The organism is Nocardia implantans, from assembly GCF_035544775.1.
GTDB lineage: Bacteria > Actinomycetota > Actinomycetes > Mycobacteriales > Mycobacteriaceae > Nocardia > Nocardia implantans.
In genome coordinates, this window is record NZ_JAYKYQ010000001.1 from 212,259 (window position 1) to 232,301 (window position 20,043).

At 67.6% G+C, this 20,043-nt stretch carries 17 protein-coding genes; 9 read left to right on the top strand and 8 right to left on the bottom strand.

Features of this window, described 5'->3' with window-relative positions; all coding sequences use genetic code 11:
* The first annotated feature begins 450 nt into the window (after positions 1 to 450).
* The 3 genes from U3653_RS01005 to U3653_RS01015 all read left to right on the top strand — a co-directional run bounded on the left by U3653_RS01005 (position 451) and on the right by U3653_RS01015 (position 4,384).
* Positions 451 to 2,286: an acyl-CoA dehydrogenase gene (locus U3653_RS01005; RefSeq protein ID WP_195080906.1), complete on the top strand. Its 1,836-nt coding sequence runs from the start codon at positions 451 to 453 to the stop codon at positions 2,284 to 2,286.
* A gap of 191 nt (positions 2,287 to 2,477) precedes the next feature.
* Positions 2,478 to 3,212 carry a helix-turn-helix domain-containing protein gene (locus U3653_RS01010; RefSeq protein ID WP_323124611.1) on the top strand — a complete coding sequence of 245 codons (735 nt, stop codon included), beginning with the start codon at positions 2,478 to 2,480 and terminating at the stop codon, positions 3,210 to 3,212.
* An 86-nt stretch (positions 3,213 to 3,298) separates the two neighbouring features.
* Positions 3,299 to 4,384: a glycoside hydrolase family 183 protein gene (locus U3653_RS01015; RefSeq protein WP_195080908.1), complete on the top strand. Its 1,086-nt coding sequence runs from the start codon at positions 3,299 to 3,301 to the stop codon at positions 4,382 to 4,384.
* A gap of 47 nt (positions 4,385 to 4,431) precedes the next feature.
* Here U3653_RS01015 and U3653_RS01020 read toward each other — a convergent pair whose 3' ends face one another.
* The 3 genes from U3653_RS01020 to U3653_RS01030 all read right to left on the bottom strand — a co-directional run bounded on the left by U3653_RS01020 (position 4,432) and on the right by U3653_RS01030 (position 7,112).
* The gene (locus U3653_RS01020) at positions 4,432 to 5,559 is read right to left on the bottom strand and encodes a hypothetical protein (RefSeq protein ID WP_195080909.1); all 1,128 of its coding nucleotides are present in this window, start codon (positions 5,557 to 5,559) and stop codon (positions 4,432 to 4,434) included.
* A gap of 73 nt (positions 5,560 to 5,632) precedes the next feature.
* Complete coding sequence (locus U3653_RS01025; RefSeq protein WP_195080910.1) at positions 5,633 to 6,163, bottom strand: hypothetical protein; 531 nt, start codon at positions 6,161 to 6,163, stop codon at positions 5,633 to 5,635.
* Between the two features lie 607 nt (positions 6,164 to 6,770).
* On the bottom strand, positions 6,771 to 7,112 hold the full coding sequence (locus tag U3653_RS01030; RefSeq protein ID WP_324722326.1) for a hypothetical protein: 342 nt from the start codon (positions 7,110 to 7,112) through the stop codon (positions 6,771 to 6,773).
* A 427-nt stretch (positions 7,113 to 7,539) separates the two neighbouring features.
* Between U3653_RS01030 and U3653_RS01035 the strand changes: the two genes are divergently transcribed.
* A complete protein-coding gene (locus tag U3653_RS01035) occupies positions 7,540 to 8,433 on the top strand; it encodes a helix-turn-helix domain-containing protein (RefSeq protein ID WP_195080912.1) in 894 nt (297 codons plus the stop codon).
* Positions 8,430 to 8,636: a DUF397 domain-containing protein gene (locus U3653_RS01040; RefSeq protein WP_195080913.1), complete on the top strand. Its 207-nt coding sequence runs from the start codon at positions 8,430 to 8,432 to the stop codon at positions 8,634 to 8,636. Before U3653_RS01035 ends, U3653_RS01040 begins: the two co-directional genes overlap by 4 nt.
* A 68-nt stretch (positions 8,637 to 8,704) precedes the next feature.
* Here the strand turns inward: U3653_RS01040 and U3653_RS01045 are convergent, their stop codons facing one another.
* The gene (locus U3653_RS01045; protein ID WP_323124613.1) at positions 8,705 to 10,360 is read right to left on the bottom strand and encodes a VanW family protein; all 1,656 of its coding nucleotides are present in this window, start codon (positions 10,358 to 10,360) and stop codon (positions 8,705 to 8,707) included.
* Positions 10,361 to 10,915: 555 nt separating this feature from the next.
* Here U3653_RS01045 and gnd point away from each other — a divergent pair.
* Positions 10,916 to 11,944, top strand: coding sequence for a phosphogluconate dehydrogenase (NAD(+)-dependent, decarboxylating) (gene gnd / locus U3653_RS01050; RefSeq protein ID WP_195080915.1), 1,029 nt, complete (start codon positions 10,916 to 10,918; stop codon positions 11,942 to 11,944).
* Positions 11,945 to 11,993: 49 nt separating this feature from the next.
* Here the strand turns inward: gnd and U3653_RS01055 are convergent, their stop codons facing one another.
* Positions 11,994 to 13,316 (bottom strand): acetyl-CoA C-acetyltransferase, encoded by a 1,323-nt coding sequence (locus U3653_RS01055; protein ID WP_195080916.1) that lies wholly within the window; start codon positions 13,314 to 13,316, stop codon positions 11,994 to 11,996.
* 209 nt (positions 13,317 to 13,525) lie between these two features.
* On the opposite strand from U3653_RS01055, the gene U3653_RS01060 reads away from it, so the two are divergent.
* Both U3653_RS01060 and U3653_RS01065 read left to right on the top strand, forming a co-directional pair.
* On the top strand, positions 13,526 to 14,884 hold the full coding sequence (locus tag U3653_RS01060; protein WP_195080917.1) for a 3-oxoacyl-ACP reductase: 1,359 nt from the start codon (positions 13,526 to 13,528) through the stop codon (positions 14,882 to 14,884).
* The gene (locus U3653_RS01065) at positions 14,884 to 15,771 is read left to right on the top strand and encodes a MaoC family dehydratase (RefSeq protein WP_195080918.1); all 888 of its coding nucleotides are present in this window, start codon (positions 14,884 to 14,886) and stop codon (positions 15,769 to 15,771) included. The genes U3653_RS01060 and U3653_RS01065 overlap by 1 nt, the downstream gene beginning before the upstream one ends.
* Positions 15,772 to 15,867: 96 nt before the next feature.
* Here the strand turns inward: U3653_RS01065 and U3653_RS01070 are convergent, their stop codons facing one another.
* The 3 genes from U3653_RS01070 to U3653_RS01080 all read right to left on the bottom strand — a co-directional run bounded on the left by U3653_RS01070 (position 15,868) and on the right by U3653_RS01080 (position 19,082).
* Positions 15,868 to 17,109, bottom strand: coding sequence for a DUF5685 family protein (locus U3653_RS01070; RefSeq protein WP_195080919.1), 1,242 nt, complete (start codon positions 17,107 to 17,109; stop codon positions 15,868 to 15,870).
* A gap of 110 nt (positions 17,110 to 17,219) precedes the next feature.
* Positions 17,220 to 17,819, bottom strand: a complete 600-nt coding sequence (locus U3653_RS01075) for a TetR/AcrR family transcriptional regulator (RefSeq protein ID WP_039802917.1) — start codon at positions 17,817 to 17,819, stop codon at positions 17,220 to 17,222.
* Positions 17,820 to 17,918: 99 nt separating this feature from the next.
* Positions 17,919 to 19,082 carry a glycoside hydrolase family 3 N-terminal domain-containing protein gene (locus tag U3653_RS01080; RefSeq protein ID WP_195080920.1) on the bottom strand — a complete coding sequence of 388 codons (1,164 nt, stop codon included), beginning with the start codon at positions 19,080 to 19,082 and terminating at the stop codon, positions 17,919 to 17,921.
* A gap of 397 nt (positions 19,083 to 19,479) precedes the next feature.
* Here U3653_RS01080 and U3653_RS01085 point away from each other — a divergent pair, with 397 nt between their 5' ends.
* Entirely contained in the window at positions 19,480 to 19,953 is a 474-nt protein-coding gene (locus U3653_RS01085; protein ID WP_084485711.1) for a universal stress protein, read from the top strand.
* Positions 19,954 to 20,043: the final 90 nt, after the last annotated feature.

Sequence of the window (20,043 nt, forward strand, 5' to 3'; positions counted from 1 at the left end):
CATCCGCGACGAGGGAGCAGCAGCCACGGCGAGCCGCCAGCCATCCACTTCCACCGCGCGCCTGGTAAGTAGCTCCGCGACCAACGCGCCCAGCGCACCTGGACCACAGGTTTCGAGCGAAGCGAGACCGAGCATCCGCCGTTCGCGGCCCGGCTCGCGTCCGAGTGGCCGCCGCGTCCGCGACGAAGTCGCCAGCGGCGGTCGCTCGGACGCGAGCCACAAAGGGGCCGCGAACACGCCGCGACGAAGTCGCGGCCATCAGACACTGTAAAACGCGTCACATTCGGCCGCTTGACACTTTGCGCAGTCATTACCGGCCGGTAATATGTTTCATAAGTTACCCGCGAGTAGCATGCGGAAAACCGGCACGACTACCCCGGTGGAGCGAACAACGGGCGGGAACGGCAACCATACCGACCGCACCAACTCAACGGAGAGTGAGTACTGACAATGGGTCACTACAAGAGCAACGTCCGCGACCTGGAGTTCAACCTCTTCGAGGTTCTCGGCCTCGGGTCGATCCTGGACAGCGGCGCCTACGGCGATCTCGACACCGACACGGTCAAGGAGATGCTCAACGAGGTGCGTCGCCTGGCCGAGGGTCCGCTCGGTGAGTCGTTCGCCGACGCCGACCGCAACCCGCCGGTCTTCGACCCGCAGAACCACACGGTCACGCTGCCCGAGTCGTTCAAGAAGAGCTACCGCACCCTGCAGGACGGCGGCTGGGACAAGCTGGGCATCGCCGAGGAGCTGGGCGGCCTGCCGATCCCGCGCGCCGCCTACTGGGCCATCGCCGAACTGATCCTGGGCGCGCAGCCCGCCGCCTTCATGTACGCCGCCGGTCCCGGCTTCGCGAACATCTTCTACAACAACGCCACCGATGAGCAGAAGAAGTGGGCGCAGATCGCCGCCGAGCAGGGCTGGGGCGCGACCATGGTGCTGACCGAGCCCGACGCGGGCTCCGACGTCGGCGCGGGCCGCACCAAGGCGATCAAGCAGGAGGACGGCTCCTGGCACATCGAGGGCGTCAAGCGGTTCATCACCTCCGCCGACTCCGACGACCTGTTCCCGAACATCATGCACCTGGTGCTGGCCCGCCCCGAGGGCGCCGGGCCGGGCACCAAGGGCCTGTCGCTGTTCTTCGTGCCGAAGTTCCACTTCGACCACGAGACCGGTGAGCTGGGCGAGCGCAACGGCGTCTTCGTCACCAACGTCGAGCACAAGATGGGCCTGAAGGTCTCGGCCACCTGCGAGGTCACCTTCGGCGGCCACGGCATCCCGGCCAAGGGCTGGCTGGTCGGCGAGGTGCACAACGGCATCGCGCAGATGTTCGAGGTCATCGAGCACGCCCGCATGATGGTTGGCACCAAGGCCATCGCGACCCTGTCGACCGGTTACCTGAACGCGCGGGACTACGCCAAAGAGCGGGTCCAGGGCGCCGACCTGACCAAGATGACCGACAAGGCCGCGCCCCGCGTGACCATCACCCACCACCCGGACGTCCGTCGTTCGCTGGCCACCCAGAAGGCGTACGCCGAGGGCCTGCGCGCGGTGTACCTGTACACCGCCGCCCACCAGAACGAGGATGTCGCGCAGCTGGTTTCGGGTGCGGACGCCGATTTGGCCGCGCGGGTCAACGACCTGCTGCTGCCGATCGTCAAGGGCGTCGGCTCCGAGCGGGCCTACCAGTACCTGACCGAGTCGCTGCAGACCCTCGGCGGTTCCGGCTTCCTGCAGGACTACCCGATCGAGCAGTACATCCGCGACGCGAAGATCGACTCGCTGTACGAGGGCACCACCGCGATCCAGGCGCAGGACTTCTTCTTCCGCAAGATCGCCCGCGACCGCGGCGTCGCGCTGGCCCACGTGGCCGGCCAGGTGCAGAAGTTCATCGACTCCGAGGCGGGCAACGGCCGGCTCAAGGGCGAGCGCAAGCTGCTGGCCACCGCGCTGGAGGACGTGCAGGCCATGGCCGCCACGCTCACCGGTCACCTGATGGGCGCCCAGGAGCAGCCGAGCGAGCTGTACAAGGTCGGCCTGGGTTCGGTTCGGTTCCTGCTCTCGGTCGGTGACCTGCTTATCGGCTGGCAGCTGCTGCGTCAGGCCGAGGTCGCCATCGCGGCCTTGGACAACGGCGCGACCGGCGCCGACGAGGCGTTCTACAACGGCAAGATCGCGGTCGCGCAGTTCTTCGCCCGCAACATCCTGCCGGAGCTGACCGCCACCCGCGCGGTGCTGTCCAACCTGGACAACGACATCATGGAGCTGGACGAAGCCGCGTTCTGACGCTTCGCGAACCGTGACGGCAACGGCCCGGAGAACTTCTCCGGGCCGTTGTCGTCTACATTTGTCGATTCGTGACGTTCGATCACCGCTCGACGCCGATCCTCTCCGGTAGATTGCGTGCTCCCGGGGGGCAACCCGAACCTCCCGCTTCGCACAGTTCGACGCGACAAATGTCGGCAGAGGTGCCCGAGGTGACGCGCAAGGCAACTGGCATCGGCGCTTATCTGCGCGAACGACGCCTCGCCGCGGGGCTGACACCCGCCCATCTCGCCGCGCGCGCCGACCTCACCGAAGCGGTGCTCGACCAGATCGAAACGGGCGCCGTCGCGCCGAATCAGCCCCTGCTGCAACGCTTGTTCGACGCACTGGAGGTGCCGATCTGGTACCGCAAGCACATCGTCGTGCTGAGCCTGCCCGACTTCTTCTCCGCGGCCTTTGGGCCCGGCCCCGACGTGCCGACCCCCGATGACCGGGCCGACCTGCACAGCCTGCCCGACCCGGCGTGCTTCCAGCGGATGCCCACCCAGGATCTCGTGGAAGCCAATTCCGCCTACGAACGCGCGTTCCCGGGTGCGGTCGCCCGAGGGAACGTGCTGGAGTGGATGTTCCTCGACGCGGCGGCCCGGCGGGTGATGGTGGACTGGGCGGTGGAAGCGCACCTGCTCGTCGACGCCTTCCGCATCCTGTCCCCGCTCGCGCCGCGCGAGCGCGTCGAGGAGATCGCCGCGCGTTGCCGCCGCTCCCCCGATTGGGATCGCATGTGGACCACCGAGGTGCGCGGCGAGGACATCCCCCGCCGCCGGTTGCAGGTGCGCGACCCCGCCACGAGACGGGTGCGGTCGATGAGCATGCGGGTCTACAGCCCCGAACTGCCGGAGCGCCCATGGTGGCTGTACCGGTTGGTGACCGTCGGCCCGACGCGCTGAACCGACCCATCGATGTAGGCGACATCGCGGCGGCGAGCGGGCACAATGACCGAGCAGACTGCGTCCCAGAGGAAGGGAATTGCCGGATGACTCGATCGCTGTCCGCACTCGCCGGGGCCGGCGCGCTGGCCGCGGTCCTCGCGCTGGCCGCCGCCACGCCCGCAGGGGCCGACCCGAACAACGTCATTCCGATCCCGGCGCTCAACGGCATCCACGGCCTGCCCGACCTGCCCGGCCCGGCCCACGCGGTGTTCCAGGTGACGGGCATGGACAGCCCGAATCGCACCCAGAACGTCAACGTGCTCGGCACGGATCTCGGCATCATGTGGGACGACGGCAACGGCCGCATGATCACCGCGTTCGGCGACAGCGCCGGCATCGGCATCCCGAACCTGCTCGCGGGCAGCATCTGGGCCTGGACCAGCAATGTGCTGTTCCGCAGCTCCAGGCACGATCCGGCCGAGGGCATCTTCTTCGACGACGTGGTGCCGAATCCGTTGCCCAGCCCCAAGATTCCCGGCATCGAGATCAGCCTGATTCCCACCGCGGGTATCTCGGTGGGCGGCGTGCAGTACATGAGCTTGATGTCGGTGCGCGAATGGGGCGATCACGGGAAGTGGAACACGAACTTCTCCACGCTGGCCGCCTCCGGTGACGGCGGCACCACTTGGACGCAGCTGACCCATACTCGCCGGGCGAATGTCGACGGGCACGAGAACTTTCAGCAGAACGCATTCCTGAAAGCGAACGGCTACGTCTACCGCTACGGCACCCCGGCAGGCCGCAACAATCCCGGATTCGTCTCCCGCGCCAAGGAATCCGATATCGCGAATATCGACGCCTACGAATACTGGGACGGCAGAGAGTGGAAGCCCGCCGACGCCAAGACCGCGGCTCCGATCGTCGGTGGCGTCGCCGAGCTCTCGGTGATGTGGAACCAATACCTGGGCCAGTACGTCATGCTGACCACGGACCCGGCCAACAGCGTCGTCCTGCGCACCGCACCGGCTCCCGAAGGACCATGGAGCGAACCGCGCGTCCTGATCGACGCCCGCGCCCTCCCCACCGCGTACGCACCCATGATCTACCCGTACCAAACCGGCCGCGACCTCTACTTCCTGGTCACCCAGCACACCCAGTACAACGTGCTGCTGATGCGAACACCGCTGTGAAAAGGGCATCCGGCCTTCCGGATTTGGTTCCTGTAACGCAAGCAATGTCACCGATCACGGGTGATTCCCCGGCTGCGTTCTTGCCCTTGCCCGGTACCGCCACGCACAACGCCAGGCGCATGACCAGGCAGCTGCCGTACAGCCGCTGACGGTGGCTGCGCTTGCCCGAGCCCGAGAAGCTTCACCACTTCCGGAGGCACTCCCCGGGCTTGCAGTCGCGCCAGTTCTTCCGCGCGTTCCTTGTGGTCGGCCGCCTCGCGGGCAATTCGGGCGTCTTCGCGCGCTTTCTCCTTCGCCGCGCGGGCGTCGGCTGCTGCCCGCTCCAGGCTGGCAGCGTCGGCCGCCTCTCGGGCCACCTGTTCCCCGGCGTCGGCTGCTCCCCGTTCGTGGAGCTGACTTGGCGCGGGGAATTCCAGCGCCACCCGTTCAGCGACTTCGCGCTCAATTCGCGCACGCTCGCTCTCCGGAGTTCTGCCCGCTTGCCTGGCTCGCTCGGCCTCTTCTCGCGCCTGCCGCTCGCGCTCGACTCGTTGGGGGGCATCCGCCCTGCCGCGTGTAGCGCCGTCGCGGAATCGCAGCATATTCCGGAACTTCTCGGCTCGCTCACGCGCCCGCGCCCGCTCCGCAATCTTGTCCCGCTGCCTTTGTAGCTCCTGCGCTTTCTCCTGTCGCGCCTTCTCTGCTACGCCTGGTAGCTCGAGTTGCTGACCTCGCTCCGGCAGTTGGCGCTGCTTGCTCCGCTCCAGATCCATACCCAATGCCCAAATTGTCCGGGCTTCAGCTCGCGAGATTTCTAGGTGCGTGAATCTGTCGCGGAAGTCTTTCTTCAAACCATTGATGAGTATCTGACAGTCTTTCGATACAGTCTCACCTTCTACTGACCGTAGCGTATGCTCCTGCACGACGCCTGTCTCGAGAAGGACCCGCAATGCCTTGAGCTGCTTTTCGTCCTTGGGTCCTCCGATTCTCCCGGATTTATCCTCGATGGAGAAAGTTTTGCCTTGATCCTCTCTGACGTGGTCGAACTGGATCCGACCTTCCGGCGTCTTATATATGCGGGAGCTGGGGAGATACCCACGCTCACGGTCCTTGAAATATGCTTCGACACCGTTCTCGAATATCCTTCCACGCTCGTGGGGCTTGTAACGCTCCCGGTCTCTTTCGTATTCGTCCAACCGATCCCCCCGGAAGCGTGAAGTGATTCGAGAATTTCCTGGCCGTAGCTTTTCAGGAAGCAGTTGAGGCAGCTCAGTGGCTGCGACGACCCTCGTGGATAGAGGCGTACTCGCGAATGGCGTCAGCCATTTTGGAAAACATTCCCCCATACTCCTCGGGGCTATATTCGATCATGCGTCCGATTAACCCCCATACGGTCTCGACATCTTCTTCGTCGCCCGTGTCCATCTTCAATGCGGGATTCACGTCGTCATAGAACGAATATTCGCGGCCGAACCATTCTTCCTCGATGAATCTAGCCCCCGCGAATCTCTCGAAGCAGTCGCCGATGAAACAAACGAACGCGTCAACCATGTCGGCGCCATCGGGTGACGCCGCAGCGGCAGCCCTGGTCGGGAACAGTTCGGCGACAATGGGGTCAAGCCGTTTCACCTCCGCCGAGTTCTCCGGCCACGGCTCCGAAGGAATCTCACGTATGCCCGCATAGTCCATGAACTTACGAGCTTGTGCCTTTCGGCGGTCAGGGTCGACCCATTTACCCCACGCGGTCTGCTCGACAGGAACTCCCAGATCCATACTCAACTGGTCGTCGCCTTGCCCCATCACGTTCCCTTCCGGTAGTCGGTAGCCCTGCGTATCACCCGAACGGGACAGTGTCCCACGTTCATGGATTGTGTCGCGCCCGTTCGCCTCACCGAGCAAGCACCGGGCGGCAGCACGGGGTGGTAGGCGCAAACGAACCATCATCGCTCGACATACAGCCGCTCACACGGCAACCGGGCAGCCGATCAGTTGCGCCCTTGGCGACGCGTACGGCGTCGGTGCAACGGCGGATATCTTCGTCTTGGACGAAGATCAAAGCCGCGGTGAGGCATGCCGCGTAGTGCAACTGGTAGCCGCGCAGCCGCACTATCAAGTGCACGTCAGGTTCGTCCGGCAACGGGGAAGCCATCACATGGCCCGATCCCGGAAATACCGGTAATCGTCACCCGAAACGATCACGGCCGCTACCCGCGTCGAGCACTCCAACGGGTCGCAATCCTCATGCATCATGAGCGCTTGATCGGCCGCTTTCCGGCTCGACACAGGCCACGCCGGATTGTGGTGCCCCCACCGTCTATAGAACTCAGCTAAACCCACTCGGGCGTCATATCTGCCGGACCTGCCGCCCTGTAGCAGAGTCAACACAGGGCGACCAGGGGGTGCACCATCAGGCATACGTCATCACCCGCCGACGCCGCGCGACCTTCTCGGCTCGGACCGCGCGGATCGCTTCCACGATCACGTGACCAGAAGGGCGAACGTGGCTGTCGGGGCGCACAATCCACGCACGGAACTTCGTCCCAACATCAGCGGGACTGGGCAGCCCGATCGTTCCGCCCTCACGCGCAATGGACACATCCAACCGAAACATCTCAGCGAACAACGGAATCTCATCCGGCAGGTCAGGCCGGATGATGAACGTCCACCTCTTCGACCGTGGATGCGACAAGATCGGACCGAGCTTGTACCCCTGGTTCTGCATCCACACCTTCACCGCCTGCCCCAGCACAGCGGGCATGGTGATCGCCCACACCGACCCGCAGCGGGCCACGATCCGGCCCACATGAGGCGGGTCGACCGTCGCGGGTAGGTCACACACGTTCCGGTAGTAGTGGCATCGAGACAGCGGCGTGTCCCCAAACGCTATGTGGCCCATCAAGACCTCTGCTCGTATCGGAGGGGCATCAAGGTGCGCCCGGCCCCCGACAACCCCCTGATCGGTACCCGAGGACGGAAGCGAACCACATTGAGGGACATGTGGTTCCGCGCTTCCAACCGGGCGCACATCCAGGAGACACCCAAGACCGTGGAACTGGAATCCTCAATCGCACGAATCCGATTGATAGATGCCGTACTTTCAGTGCGTACGCCGCCACACGGAAGCTGCCCGTTGGCGGCTTCCAAAATCCGGGTCACTCGATAGTGAGGCTAACGACATGAGCGTTACCGGTAGTACCCTCGCCCGCCGGGCTCTGGGCCGTGAACTGCGCCGATTGCGGATTGCCAAGCGCATTTCCCAAGCCGAAGCGGCGAGGCTGGCCGAGACATCGCCGCAGTCGATTGGCCGTATCGAGGAGGGCCAGTCCACAAGGGTGACCAGCTTTCAAGTGAACGCCTTGTGTGATGCCTACGGCGCCAGCGATACCGAACGGCGCATCCTGCTTGGGTTGGTCTCGGAAGTCCGAGCAGCGCGGGAGCGGGGCGGGGGCTATTGGCGGGCGTACGCGGACGCCGAGCTTCCGACCGGGTTCGACCACTATCTAGCCCTCGAAGAAGCAGCGCATCGGTTGACCGCGTGGAAAGTCACCATCATCCCCGGTCTGCTCCAGACCGCCGAGTACCGCCGTGCGCTGGCTTGGTCGGAAATACCAGAGCTGTCGCCCGAAGCCATCGAAGGCCGGATCGAACTGGCGGCCCGCAGGCAAACCCGACTCGCAGACCCGGAATTCACAGTCGATGTCCTGCTGTCCGAAGCAGCGGTGCGCGACCAGGTAGGCGGTCCGGGGGTGATGACGGATCAGTTGCTCCACCTCTCGGCAGCGTCGGAACTGCCGAATGTTTCGGTTCGGGTAGTGCCCTTCACCGCGCCCAAGCATCTCGGGTCACTGGTCGGGTCGTTCATCCTTCTCGAATTTCCCGAGCTGCCGCAGACCAAGTTGACCGAGCCGCCCATTGTGTACGTGGAGGAGTACGCCGGGGACCTGTACCTGGAGCGCGAAGCCGAAGTGGCTCGCTATCGCAGCGCGTTGCGGGAGATAGACCGGGTAGCGTTGGACCACGACAAGTCCAAGGATCTCATCCTGGCGGTAGCAAAGGAGTATGGCGCGTGAACGTCGACCTGTCGGGGGCCAAGTGGTTCAAGTCCAGCCGAAGCTCTTCCGGCAAGGAATGTGTTGAGGTTGCGTTTCTCGACAGGGGCATGGTGGGCGTGCGTGACTCGAAGAATCCGACCGGCCCGGCGCTGATCTTCACGCCGGCCGAGTGGGATGCATTCACCGCTGGCGTTGTCGATCGCGAATTCGAGCGTCCGTAGGCGGAAACGCAGAGCCCCGCTCTGAGTGGGCGGGGCGGATTCGGGAACCGCGCGCTCGGGCCTATCCCTCACTCGCACTTGACGATCGGAACAGGGTCGTACTTCACCGTGCGGGTCTTGCGGGATACTTCGCGGCCGGTTTTGCGGTCGGTGATGACGCGGGTGTCGGAGATCGTGAAGCCGGGGGCGCCCTCGGTGGCGATGCAGTCCTTGCCCTTGGGCAAGGTGACGGTGGTCGGTTCGGTCGGTTTGGTCTTCTCGCCCGTGATGGATTCGACGTCGACCGTCTTCGTCCCCCACAGGCGGACGGTGATCTCGGCGTCGGTCGCGGCGGTTTCGATGTAGATGCCGGTCTGGGTGTTGTTGCGGAATTTCAGGTCGATCACGCCGTCGAAGACGGTGGCCTCGCGGGCGGCGGGGTAGCGGGAGATGTAGTAGCTGTGCTCGGTATGGCCCGCGTCCTCGAGCCCCGCGAAGTACGCCGCGTTGTAGAGCGTGGTGGCGAACTGGCTGATGCCGCCGCCGACCGCGGTGCTCGGACGCCCGTGGTCGATGATGCCGGATTCGACATATCCCTCCGCGATGCCGCGCGGGCCGGTGAAATCGTTGAGCGAGAACGTTTCTCCCGGCTTCACGATCGCACCGTTGACCTTTCTGGCCACGGTGCGGATGTTGACGCCGGAGGGTCCGCTGAAACCGCCGGTGGTGAACGAGCCGACGGGTTCGACCACGCCGAGCCCCTGCGCGGCCTCGGTGGTCAGCTTGGGCTCGACCCGTTCGTAGACCACCTGCGCGGTCCGCTCGCCCGGCGCGGTCAGCAGCGCGGTGAACTGTTCGAAGGTCTTGGGCCAGTTGATCTTGTCACCGACCACGGCGGGGACGACCGACGCCTTGCCGCCCGACACCGCGAACGTCGCGTCCTTCGGCTCGACTTCCGTGGGGGCCAGTTGCGGCCCGAGCAGAGCGATCGCGGCGTCCTGATTCACCGACGCCGCGAGACCGCCTTGCCCGTCCGGCCCGAACGCCAGGACCGACGCGATCTGCTCCGGATCGAGCCTGCCCGCGGCGCCCTTGCCCGCGAAGGAGATCGGCGCGCGCACCGCGGGCTGGGCGATCTCGCGCAGAGCCTTGTCCACGGCCTCCGGGCGCACCTGCAAGGGCGCGGGGACCACGGGAAGATCCACCGTCGTGCCGGTGACCCACCGCTCGGCCAGTTCCGTGCGCGCGGCGGCCACGTCGAGCACCCGGCCCGGAACCGGCGGCACCGCAACGGGTTCGGCGTTGCGGAAGGTGACGGTGCCATCGACCGATGGCCGGTCGTGCACCCGCAGCTCGGTGAGCTGGCGATCCAGTGCGGGCTCATCGATCGCGCTGACGACCGACACCTCACGGGTGGTGAAGAAGGACGCGAGCCGGGTGAACGGATTGAGCGGCTGGGAGCCGATCCGCGACCAGGTGGCGTCCCAGTCCACGGACAGTCCGGCGGCGCTCGGCACGATGCGGGTCTGCACGTCGCCGATGCGCAGCGGTAGCTCCCGGGCCGCCCGTGGGTCCAGCTCGGCGCGCAGTCGGGCATCGGCGGCGGATTTGTCCTTGCCGCCGACGTCGACGCCCGCGACGACGGTGCCACGCGCCACCTCGCCGGAGGACATCACCAAGTCGACCACGTAGCCGAGACCGGCGACCGCGAGCACGGCGCCGACCGCGATGCCCACCCGGCGCACGACGGCACTGTCCAAGCGCTTCGGTGGCGGGGCCGAGATCGGCCGACGCGCGGGACGACGGCGGGGTGCGGGCGGCACGGGCCGGCGCGGGGTAGTTTGCAGGGGCTGGGTGAGCTGTTCGTCGCCGTTCCAGGCGACCGACCGGTCCGCTACCTGGGGGCGGTCCGCCCCGAGAAGCTGGCGCAATCCGACTTCGCCACCAGCCTGTCGGCCGCGTCCTCCGGTGCTCGGCTGGCTCGTCACGAACCGTCCTCCCCGTTCGATTGAATTGTGGACCCGCACCACTGCGCGTCCCTGCCAACGATAGTGGTGCGCACCGACAGGGGTCGGCACAGCTCGGGCATAACGCACATCCCACGCGAAGAACCGGGTACACCACAAAAGAGCCCCGCGCAGTTGCCGGGTCGGGGGTCAGGCAACTACGCGGAGCCGACCTGTTTATCGGGCTGTCGCGGGCCGCGTTACACCCGCGAGCCGAACCGTGATCGATCCCACGCGGGAGAATCGAGACGACCCCCGCCGCGAGACTCGGCAGACACGAGGGAGATGGATGGCATGCAGCTGGGAATGATCGGCCTCGGCCGGATGGGCGCGAACATCGTGCGCCGCGTCGTCGAGGACGGACACACCGCCGTGGGATACGAACGTCGTTCCGCGCACATCGATGAACTGCGCGCCGAGCTCGGGGACGGCTTCCGGGGCAGTACCGATCTCACCGAGTTCGTCGGCATGCTTGAGACCCCCCGCGTGGTGTGGGTGATGATCCCCGCCGGGGCGACGGGGGCGGTGATCGAGCAGGTCGCCGAGCTGCTCGAACCGGGAGACATCGTCATCGACGGCGGCAACAGCCGCTACCATGAGGACCTCGCGCGCGCCGAGCGCTTGCGGCCCAAGGGCATCCACTACGTGGACATCGGCACCTCGGGCGGGGTGTTCGGCCGGACCCGCGGCTTCTGCCTGATGATCGGCGGCGAGTCCGAACCGGTGAAGCACCTGGATCCGCTGCTGAAATCCATCGCGCCCGGCCTCGGGGCGGCGGAGCGCACACCGGGACGCACCGGCGAGCCGTCCACAGCCGAGCTGGGTTATCTGCACTGCGGGCCCGTCGGCGCGGGGCACTTCGTGAAGATGGTGCACAACGGCATCGAGTACGGGGCGATGGCCGCCTACGCCGAAGGGCTGAACATTCTGCGACGGGCCAACTACGGGGCCGAGCACACGGGCGAGTTCTCGGCGGAGGAGACGCCGCTGGAGCACCCCGAGTACTACCAGTACGACCTGGACATTCCCGAGATCACCGAGGTGTGGCGGCGGGGATCGGTGGTCGCGTCCTGGCTGCTGGATCTCACGGCGGCCGCGCTGCACGCCGACCCGAACCTGGATTCCTACAGCGGGCGGGTGTCCGACTCCGGCGAGGGCCGCTGGACGATCGATGCCGCCATCGACACCGGCGTGCCCGTGCCCGTGCTGGCTTCCGCCTTGTTCGAGCGATTCTCCTCGCGGGGCGAATCGGCGTACGCCGACAAAGTGCTCTCGGCGATGCGCAAAGCCTTCGGCGGGCACATCGAGCTGCCCGGCAAATGACGCGAAGGTGGTCCGACCGGAAAACCGATCGGACCACCCTTCGACTACGTCAGCGCTCGAGGATGGCGACGACGCCCTGACCGCCCGCGGCGCAGATGGAGATCAGCGCGCGACCGGAACCCTTCTCGGCCAGCAGCTTCGCGGTGGAGGCGACGATGCGGCCGCCGGTGGCGGCGAACGGGTGACCGGCGGCCAGCGACGAGCCGTTGACGTTCAGCTTGCTGCGATCGATCGAACCGAGCGCGCCGTCGAGGCCGAGGCGCTCCTTGCAGTAGGCGTCGGACTCCCACGCGGCCAGGGTGGCCAGCACCACCGAGGCGAACGCCTCGTGGATCTCGTAATAGTCGAAGTCCTGCAAGGTCAGGCCGTTGCGCGCGAGCAGGCGCGGCACCGCGTAGGTGGGGGCCATCAGCAGGCCGTCGGGGCCGTGGATGTAGTCGACCGCCGCGACCTCGCTGTCCACCAGGTGCGCCAGCACCGGCAGCTTGCGCTCGGCGGCCCACTCCTCGCTGGACAGCAGCACCGCGGAGGCGCCGTCGGTCAGCGGGGTGGAGTTGCCCGCGGTCATGGTCGCGTCGCCCGCCTTGACCCCGAAGACCGGCTTCAGCGTCGCCAGCTTCTCGATCGAGGAGTTCGGCCGCAGGTTGTCATCGCGGGTCAGACCGAGGAACGGCGTGATCAGGTCGTCGAAGAAGCCGCGGTCGTAGGCGGCCGCCATGTTCTTGTGCGACAGATAGGCCAGCTCGTCCTGCGCCTCGCGCGGGATGCCGAACTCCTTGGCGGTGATGGCGGCGTGCTCGCCCATGGACAAGCCGGTGCGCGGCTCGGCGTTGCGCGGGATCTCGATGCCGAGCATGCTCGGGCGCAACTGGCCGACCAGCTTGAGGCGGTCCTTGCCGGTCTTGGCGCGGTTGGCGTCGAGCATCCACTCGCGCATGCCCTCGCTCACGCCGATCGGGGCGTCCGAGGTGGTGTCGGTGCCGCCGCCGACGCCCGCTTCGATCCGGCCCGCGGCGATCGCGTCGCCGACGGTGACGATCGCCTGGAGGCCGGTGCCGCAGGCCAGCTGCAGGTCGTGGGCCGGGGTGTAGGGGCTGAGCTTGCTGCCGAGCACACTCTCCCGGATCAGGCCGTGCTCGCCGACCCGCTTGAGCACGGCGCCGCCTGCGACCATGCCCAGGCGCTCGCCCTGCAGGCCGAAACGGCTGACCAGCCCGTCCAGCGCGGCGGTGAACATGTCCTGGTTGGAGGCGTGCGCGTACGCCTTGTCGGAGCGAGCGAACGGAATCCGGTTGCCACCGACGATCGCGACCGGGCGGGTGGTCCTGCCGGTCTTGGCGGCACTCTTGGCCGAACGGGCTTTGCTAGTCACTCGAGTCTCCAAGGTTCGTGGATGGGTGTCCCGGCGGCCCGGTGGAGCGCGGACATTCCGCGCTGCTCGGCGCCCCGTCGCGGTTGTTTACATTAAACTTACTCTGGAGTAAGTTTAATGTCGACACGTACCCCCGCAAAAGTGCGCCAGCAGACCACGCAGGGGCGATACCCAGACCCGAGAGACAGAACTCAGAAAAGGTAGGAATAGTGGCAGCCAGCAAGAGCAAGGGTGCTCCCAACCTCTATGGATCGTTCGTACACTCCGCGCCTGGCGCGTTCCTGGCCGGCAAGCTCGGCCTGCCGAAGCCGGAGAAGCTGCGCCGCTACGTCAAGGGCGAGCCGCCGCTGTCCGGGCCGGTGCTGCTCGGCGGCAAGGGCCGGGTCGCCGAGCCGGTGCGCGCCCTGCTGTCGGACTACACCTTCGCCGACGCGCTGACCTCCGGCACCAAGTACGGCGCCCTGGTGTTCGACGCCACCGGCATCGGCACCATCGAGGACCTCTCGCAGCTGTTCGAGTTCTTCCAGCCCGCCATGCGCAGCCTCACCCCGTCCGGGCGCGTCGTGGTCATCGGCACCACCCCCGAGCTGACCGCGAGCGTGGACGAGCAGATCGCGCAGCGCGCGCTGGAGGGCTTCACCCGTTCGGTGGGCAAGGAACTGCTGCGCGGCTCGACCGCCCAGCTGGTCTACCTGCACCCCGAGGCGTCCGCCGCGGCGACCGGCCTGGAGTCGACCCTGCGCTTCCTGCTCTCGGCCAAGTCGGCGTTCGTCGACGGCCAGGTCATCCGGGTCGGCAAGGACGACGCGAGCGCACCGGCCGACTGGGACCGCCCGCTGGAGGGCAAGGTCGCGGTGGTGACCGGCGCGGCGCGCGGCATCGGCGCGACCATCGCCGAGGTGTTCGCCCGCGACGGGGCCCAGGTGATCGTGGCCGACATCCCCGCGGCGGGCGAGGCGCTGTCGCAGACCGCGAACAAGGTGGGCGGCACCGCGCTCGCGCTCGACGTGACCGCGCCCGACGCGGCGGAGAAGCTGGCCGAGTTCGCCACCGAGCGTTTCGGCGGCATCGATATCGTCGTGCACAACGCGGGCATCACCCGCGACAAGCTGCTGGCGAACATGGACGAGGGCCGCTGGAACGCGGTCATCGACGTCAACCTCGCCGCGCCGCACCGGATCACCGAGGGCCTGGTGGCCAGGGGCGCGCTGAAGGAGGGCGGTCGCGTGATCGACGTGTCCTCGATCGCGGGCATCGCGGGCAACCGCGGGCAGACCAACTACGGCGCGTCCAAGGCAGGCGTCATCGGCATGGTGAACGCCGAGGCGCCGAAGCTGGCGGAGAAGAACATCACCATCAACGCCGTCGCGCCCGGTTTCATCGAGACCGCGATGACCGCGGCCATCCCGCTGGCCACCCGCGAAGCGGGCCGGCTGATGAGCTCGCTGCTGCAGGGCGGCCAGACCGTCGACGTCGCCGAGACCATCGCCTACTTCGCGAGCCCGGCGTCGAACGCGGTCACCGGCAATGTCGTGCGGGTCTGCGGGCAGAGCCTGATCGGAGCATGATGACCCAGGCTCCGGCAGGCAAGGAGAAGACCCAGGTGATCGCCCTCACCGAACCGCCGAAGAACAGCCGCCTGTTCGTCAAGGCCGCGCTCGGGGCGGTGCCGCTGCTGTCGTCGCGCAAGCCGACGCTGCCGGACCGGGCCGTGCAGCTCGAGGGGCTGCGGGTCGACCCCGATCATCTGGCCGCCTACTGCCGCGCGACCGGTCTGCGGTTCGGTGACGCGTTGCCGCTGACCTATCCGTTCATCCTCACCTTCCCGCTGGCCATGCAGCTGGTGGTGGCGCGGGACTTCCCGTTCGTCGCGGTGGGCGCGGTGCACGCGCAGAACGTCATCGAGCGCACCCGCGAGATCTCGGTGAGCGAGCCGCTGGACATCCGCACGCACATCGAGAACCTGCGCGAGCACCCGAAGGGCCTGCTCGTGGACGCGATCAGCGACGTGAAGGTGGGCCGGGAGCAGGTGTGGCACCAGGTCACCACGTTCCTGCACCAGCAGCGCACCTCGCTGTCGGGCGAGCCGAAGCAGGAGCCGAAGCCGGAGGAGGTTCCGCCGCCGCCGCTGCGCACCCTGCGGGTGGATCAGAAGACGATCACCCGGTACGCGGCCGCTTCCGGTGACCACAACCCGATCCACACTTCGGCATTGGGCGCCAAGGCGTTCGGCTTCCCGCGGTCGATCGCACACGGCATGTGGTCGGCGGCGACCATTCTCGGCGCGGTCGAGGGCCGCATCCCGGAGCAGACCACGTACTCGGTCAAGTTCGGCAAGCCGATTCTGCTGCCCTCCACCGTCAATCTGTATGCCGATCAGGTCGAAGGCGGTTGGGATCTGGCGCTGCGTCACCCGAAGAAGGGCTACCCGCATCTGACGGCGACCCTGCGCTGAGTTCTCCGCGAGCCGCATCCCGATTTCACGAATCGGGATGCGGCTTCGTGCTTTCCGGAGTAGGTCGAGCCGCCGCGCGACGCTCGGGGTGATCGCTCAGCAGTCGCAACCGCAGTCGCAGCAATTGCAATCACCGCAATCGCAGCATCCGCCGCAGTCGCCGCAATCACCGCAGTCGCAATTCTTGATCCACGCGTCCTTGTGCTCGCCCGTGCACGGTTGCGTGTGGTCGGCGCAGCACGCGTAACCGGTGCAGTAGGCGCCCAGAATGAGCGCGAGCGATTCACCGATACCAGGGCGACGGGTCGGCGGACGGTGGCGCGTTCCGCGCGAGTGGGCACCGACATCGGCTCGCGACGATCCCTCGATGCGGGGCGGCACCGAGCAGGTGTGGGCGGCGAACGCGCCGAGCCCGCCGCCGATCCGCCGCAGCACCGCGCTCAGTGGGTCGAGCAGCATCCAGCGGACGGTGGGCACCCGGCCGAGTTCGGCCGCCGCGACCGCCGCGCGCAGACGTGAGTTCGATTGCCGCATCAGGTCGTATGCTTCCGGCACGCCGGTGCCGGTGGCCGCGAGCGGGTTGAAGCGGTCGTTGGCGGCGTCGTCGTCGTAGTCGGTCACGGCGTCGGCCAGATGCGCGATCCGGCCGAAGTGCCACCCCGCTTCCCGCAGCGCGTCGACATTGTCCGGGCGGTCGGCCAGCACGGCTGTGTGCGCGAAGAACGCCGACGCGCACAGCTGGGTGGGTGCGGTCAGCCGGTCGATCGGGTCGGCCGACGACATCGCCGAACGCCAATGCGCGGACTCGGCAAGCGATTCCGGCACGAACCCGGGCCCGCCCACGGCGACCAGCTCTTTCGCCTGCTGCTCCAAGCGGACCTGCGCGTCGAGCGCCGCGACGAGCGGTTCGACGTCCAGCCCGATCCGCGCGGCGCCCGCGCGGGCCTCCCGGTGCCAGCGCGCCGCGGCTTTCGCCAGCGGCCCCCGCGCGAGCGCGGTCACCTCACCGTCGTCGACGTGATCGCGAATCTTGGCCGCCGCCAGCAAAAGCGAGGCGGTGGTGGCGAGCTGAACGCCGGGCGCGCCGGCGGTGACCACCGACGCCCGGCGCATCCCCCGCAGCGGGCACGGCGCCGCGGTGACGCGTGCCGCCGATCCGGACTGCGCCTCGGTGAGCATGCTCAGCACCAGCGCGTCCTTGTTGGTCGTGGCGCGGGCGAGCTGACCGTGCCCGTCGCGCAAGCCGAGACACAAACCGCACAGATGCGCCCGCCACTCGGCCGCATCGATTCCGTACTTCTGAGCGCCGTGCGCACACGGCCTGAGCAACCCGAACACTTCCGCCCCGTTTCTTTCCGGCTCTTCCGGCGAGCCGGTCCGCGCTGTGCGAACTCACGCACTTTGGCAGGAGGGCGGCGCGGAAGCAACCGGTCCGGGCAATGGGCGGGCTACTCGGTCTTCTTCCGGCCCGCCAGACCGCGCCAGGCCAGATCGTCGAGCAGGTCGACGGCCTCGGCGACCTCGATCCTGCCGCTGGCCAGCCGGTCGGCGATGGCCTCGCCCGCGCCGATCACGGCGACCGCGACCACGTCGAAGTTCGTCCCGGGCTCGGCGTGCTTGGCGCTGGACTCCAGCAGTTTGGCGGTCAGTTCGATGACGCGTTCGCGCGCGTTCTCGATCTCCGAGGCGAACGCCTGCTGGCCGATGGCCTGCCGGTAGAGCACCTGCCAGGAGCGCCGGTTGCGGTCGACGAAGCCGAGGAAGCCCTCCAGCGCGGTGCGCACCTGCTCGTGCGGCGTGAGCAGCGGGTTGCCCGCTGGCGCGACGGATTCGATGAATCGCATGCCCTCCCGCTGGATGCAGGCGCGGAAGAGTTCGTCCTTGGAGCCGTAGTACAGATACAGCATCGGCTTCGAGATCTTCGCCTCGGCGGCGATCGCGTCCATCGACGTGTCGTGGAAGCCTTTACGCGAGAAGACCTCCACGGCGGCGTCGAGCATCTGCTGCTCGCGCACCGCCCGCGGAAGCCGCTTCGTACCGCCCGCCATCCACACTCCTACCACAGGTGAATCTCATATATTACTCCAAGGTAAGTTCCGGCGGTCCGATTTGCTCACCAGTCGCCCGGCCCGACCGTACGGTGCGCGTCAGCAGCGCGGCAGCGCGCCCTTGTACGCGGCCAACCGCAACACCGAGGCATCCACCTGAGCCATCGGCAGTCGCCCGCTCGATACCGCCTGCTCCAGCCGGTCGAGCACCTGCGACACCGCGTCGGTGGTGATCCACAAGGCGCTGTCCGCGCCGGCGACCAACGCGGCTTCGACGGCGTCCTCGATCGACATCCGGCTGGTGATCGCCGCCATGCCACCGAGATCGTCGGTGAAGATCGGTCCCTGGAACGGCGCGGCCCCGTAACCGGTGCCCTCGCGCAGCAAACGCATCGCTTCCGGGCTGATGCTGGCCGGGACGTTGGGAGTGGTCAATCCGGGCACGTCGAGGTGACCGACCATCACCGCGGCGCCCGAGCCGATCAGGTTGCGGAACGGCACCAGATCCACGTTCTGCATCTGGTCCAGCGGCGGGGTGCGCACCGCGCCGGTGTGCGAGTCGCCCGACCCGGATCCGTGACCGGGGAAGTGCTTCATCACCGTGCCGACGCCGACCTCGCGCATGGCGCGGATGTAGGCGTCCGCGTAGCGGGTGACCACCTCCGGATCGTCGGAGAAGGAGCGGTCGCCGATGACGGAATCGTCCGGCTGAGAGCTGACGTCGACGTCGGGAGCGAAGTCCACCGTCACGCCGAGATCCTTCAGCGCGCGGCCTCTGGTCAGCGTCGCGTCGTAGAACTGCTCCGGGCTCATGGTCTGCGCCGTCTCCCGCGCCGACGGCGCGGCGCCGATCAGGTCGCGCACCCGGGAGACCCGGCCGCCCTCCTCATCGATGGTCACCATCAGCGGCACCTTGGCCGCCTGCTTCACCTGCGCGATCTGACCGGAGGCGAGCAGCGCCTGGTCGGTCCAGCCGCCCACGAAGATGCCGCCGATCTGCTCGTTGCGCACCACGTCGGTGGCGTCGGCCGCGCCGGTGACGCCGACCGTCAGCAACTGGGCGAGCTTCTGGCGGGTGGTGAACTGCGCGAGGTATCCCGCGTTGCAGTCCGGCGGCGCCGAGCTGGTGACGGGGACCGCGGCGGTGGTCGCGTCCGTCGTGGTGGTCGTACTCGACGAGGCCGACTCGGTGGAGCCGCCGTTCGAGCAGGCGGTGGCGACGGCGGCGAGAACGGCGAGGACGAGCAGAGGCGTCTTCCGCATAGAGGTCAACCGTACTCGCCGCGACGTGCGCGACCGCACTCGCTACATCCCTACCCAGCGGGTAACTCCCGCACCGGTATCGAATCGTTGTCTCGTCACCGGGCCGATGGGTCACGGTCTTGTCCACATCGCGTCTCGTCCGCCGCTGCTTCCGCGCGCCTGGCAGGTGTCACCCGGATCGATCCGGAGGCCGTGCGCACGGCGCCGCATACTCTCCGGCCGTTGTTCCTGGATGCGGCATCCTCTCGCCGTGGCGGTCACCGCAGCGTCGGCGCGCGCGAATCCAGCCTCGGCGGGTTGACGTTTGCGCAGGTCATGCCGAGAAACAAGCCGGTTCACGCGGCCGTGGGCGGGGTAATCTCGTGGTGTCGCCGTGCGTCCTTCTCAGGAGGTCATCGTGCCCTGCGATCTGATGCTCATCGCCTACGACGGCTCCGAGAACGCCAAGCGCGCCGTCGAATACGCCGGACGATTCCTCAGCGCCGACCGGGCCGTCGTGCTCACCGCGTGGGAACCCATGGTGCGCCAAGCCGCTCGCCTGTCCGGGCTGTCGGGTGTCATGCAACCGGAGTGGGTGCCGGACGACGAGATCGAGGACATCGCCTACGTCGACGCGCGCGCCATCAACGCCGAGGGCGTGCGACTGGCGCGACTGGCCGGCCTCAACGCCGAGGCGCGCACCGCCGAATGCGGCACCACCATCTGGAACGCCATCGTCGACTGTGCCGACGAGCTGGACGTCGACATCATCGTGGCGGGCACCCGCGGCGCCACCGGCTTGCGCGCGCTGCTGCACAGCAGCGTCGCCGACGCCGTCCTCAAGCACTGCCACCGACCCGTGCTGCTCGTCCCACCCGGCAAGAACCCGTGACCGCGCTCACATGAGATCTCGATCGCTACGCCATGGTGGGACTCGGGCGACGGGGCTGGGCGTACCTGCGTCTCCGCTCCGGCCATGCCC

Coding starts and splice junctions, on each gene's coding strand:
- U3653_RS01065 (WP_195080918.1), top strand. CDS start 14,884: ATGACCCAGGCTCCGGCAGGCAAGGAGAAGACCCAGGTGATCGCCCTC.
- U3653_RS01075 (WP_039802917.1), bottom strand. CDS start 17,819: ATGGCGGGCGGTACGAAGCGGCTTCCGCGGGCGGTGCGCGAGCAGCAG.
- U3653_RS01035 (WP_195080912.1), top strand. CDS start 7,540: ATGAGCGTTACCGGTAGTACCCTCGCCCGCCGGGCTCTGGGCCGTGAA.
- U3653_RS01080 (WP_195080920.1), bottom strand. CDS start 19,082: ATGCGGAAGACGCCTCTGCTCGTCCTCGCCGTTCTCGCCGCCGTCGCC.
- U3653_RS01015 (WP_195080908.1), top strand. CDS start 3,299: ATGACTCGATCGCTGTCCGCACTCGCCGGGGCCGGCGCGCTGGCCGCG.
- gnd (WP_195080915.1), top strand. CDS start 10,916: ATGCAGCTGGGAATGATCGGCCTCGGCCGGATGGGCGCGAACATCGTG.
- U3653_RS01025 (WP_195080910.1), bottom strand. CDS start 6,163: ATGGGGCAAGGCGACGACCAGTTGAGTATGGATCTGGGAGTTCCTGTC.
- U3653_RS01005 (WP_195080906.1), top strand. CDS start 451: ATGGGTCACTACAAGAGCAACGTCCGCGACCTGGAGTTCAACCTCTTC.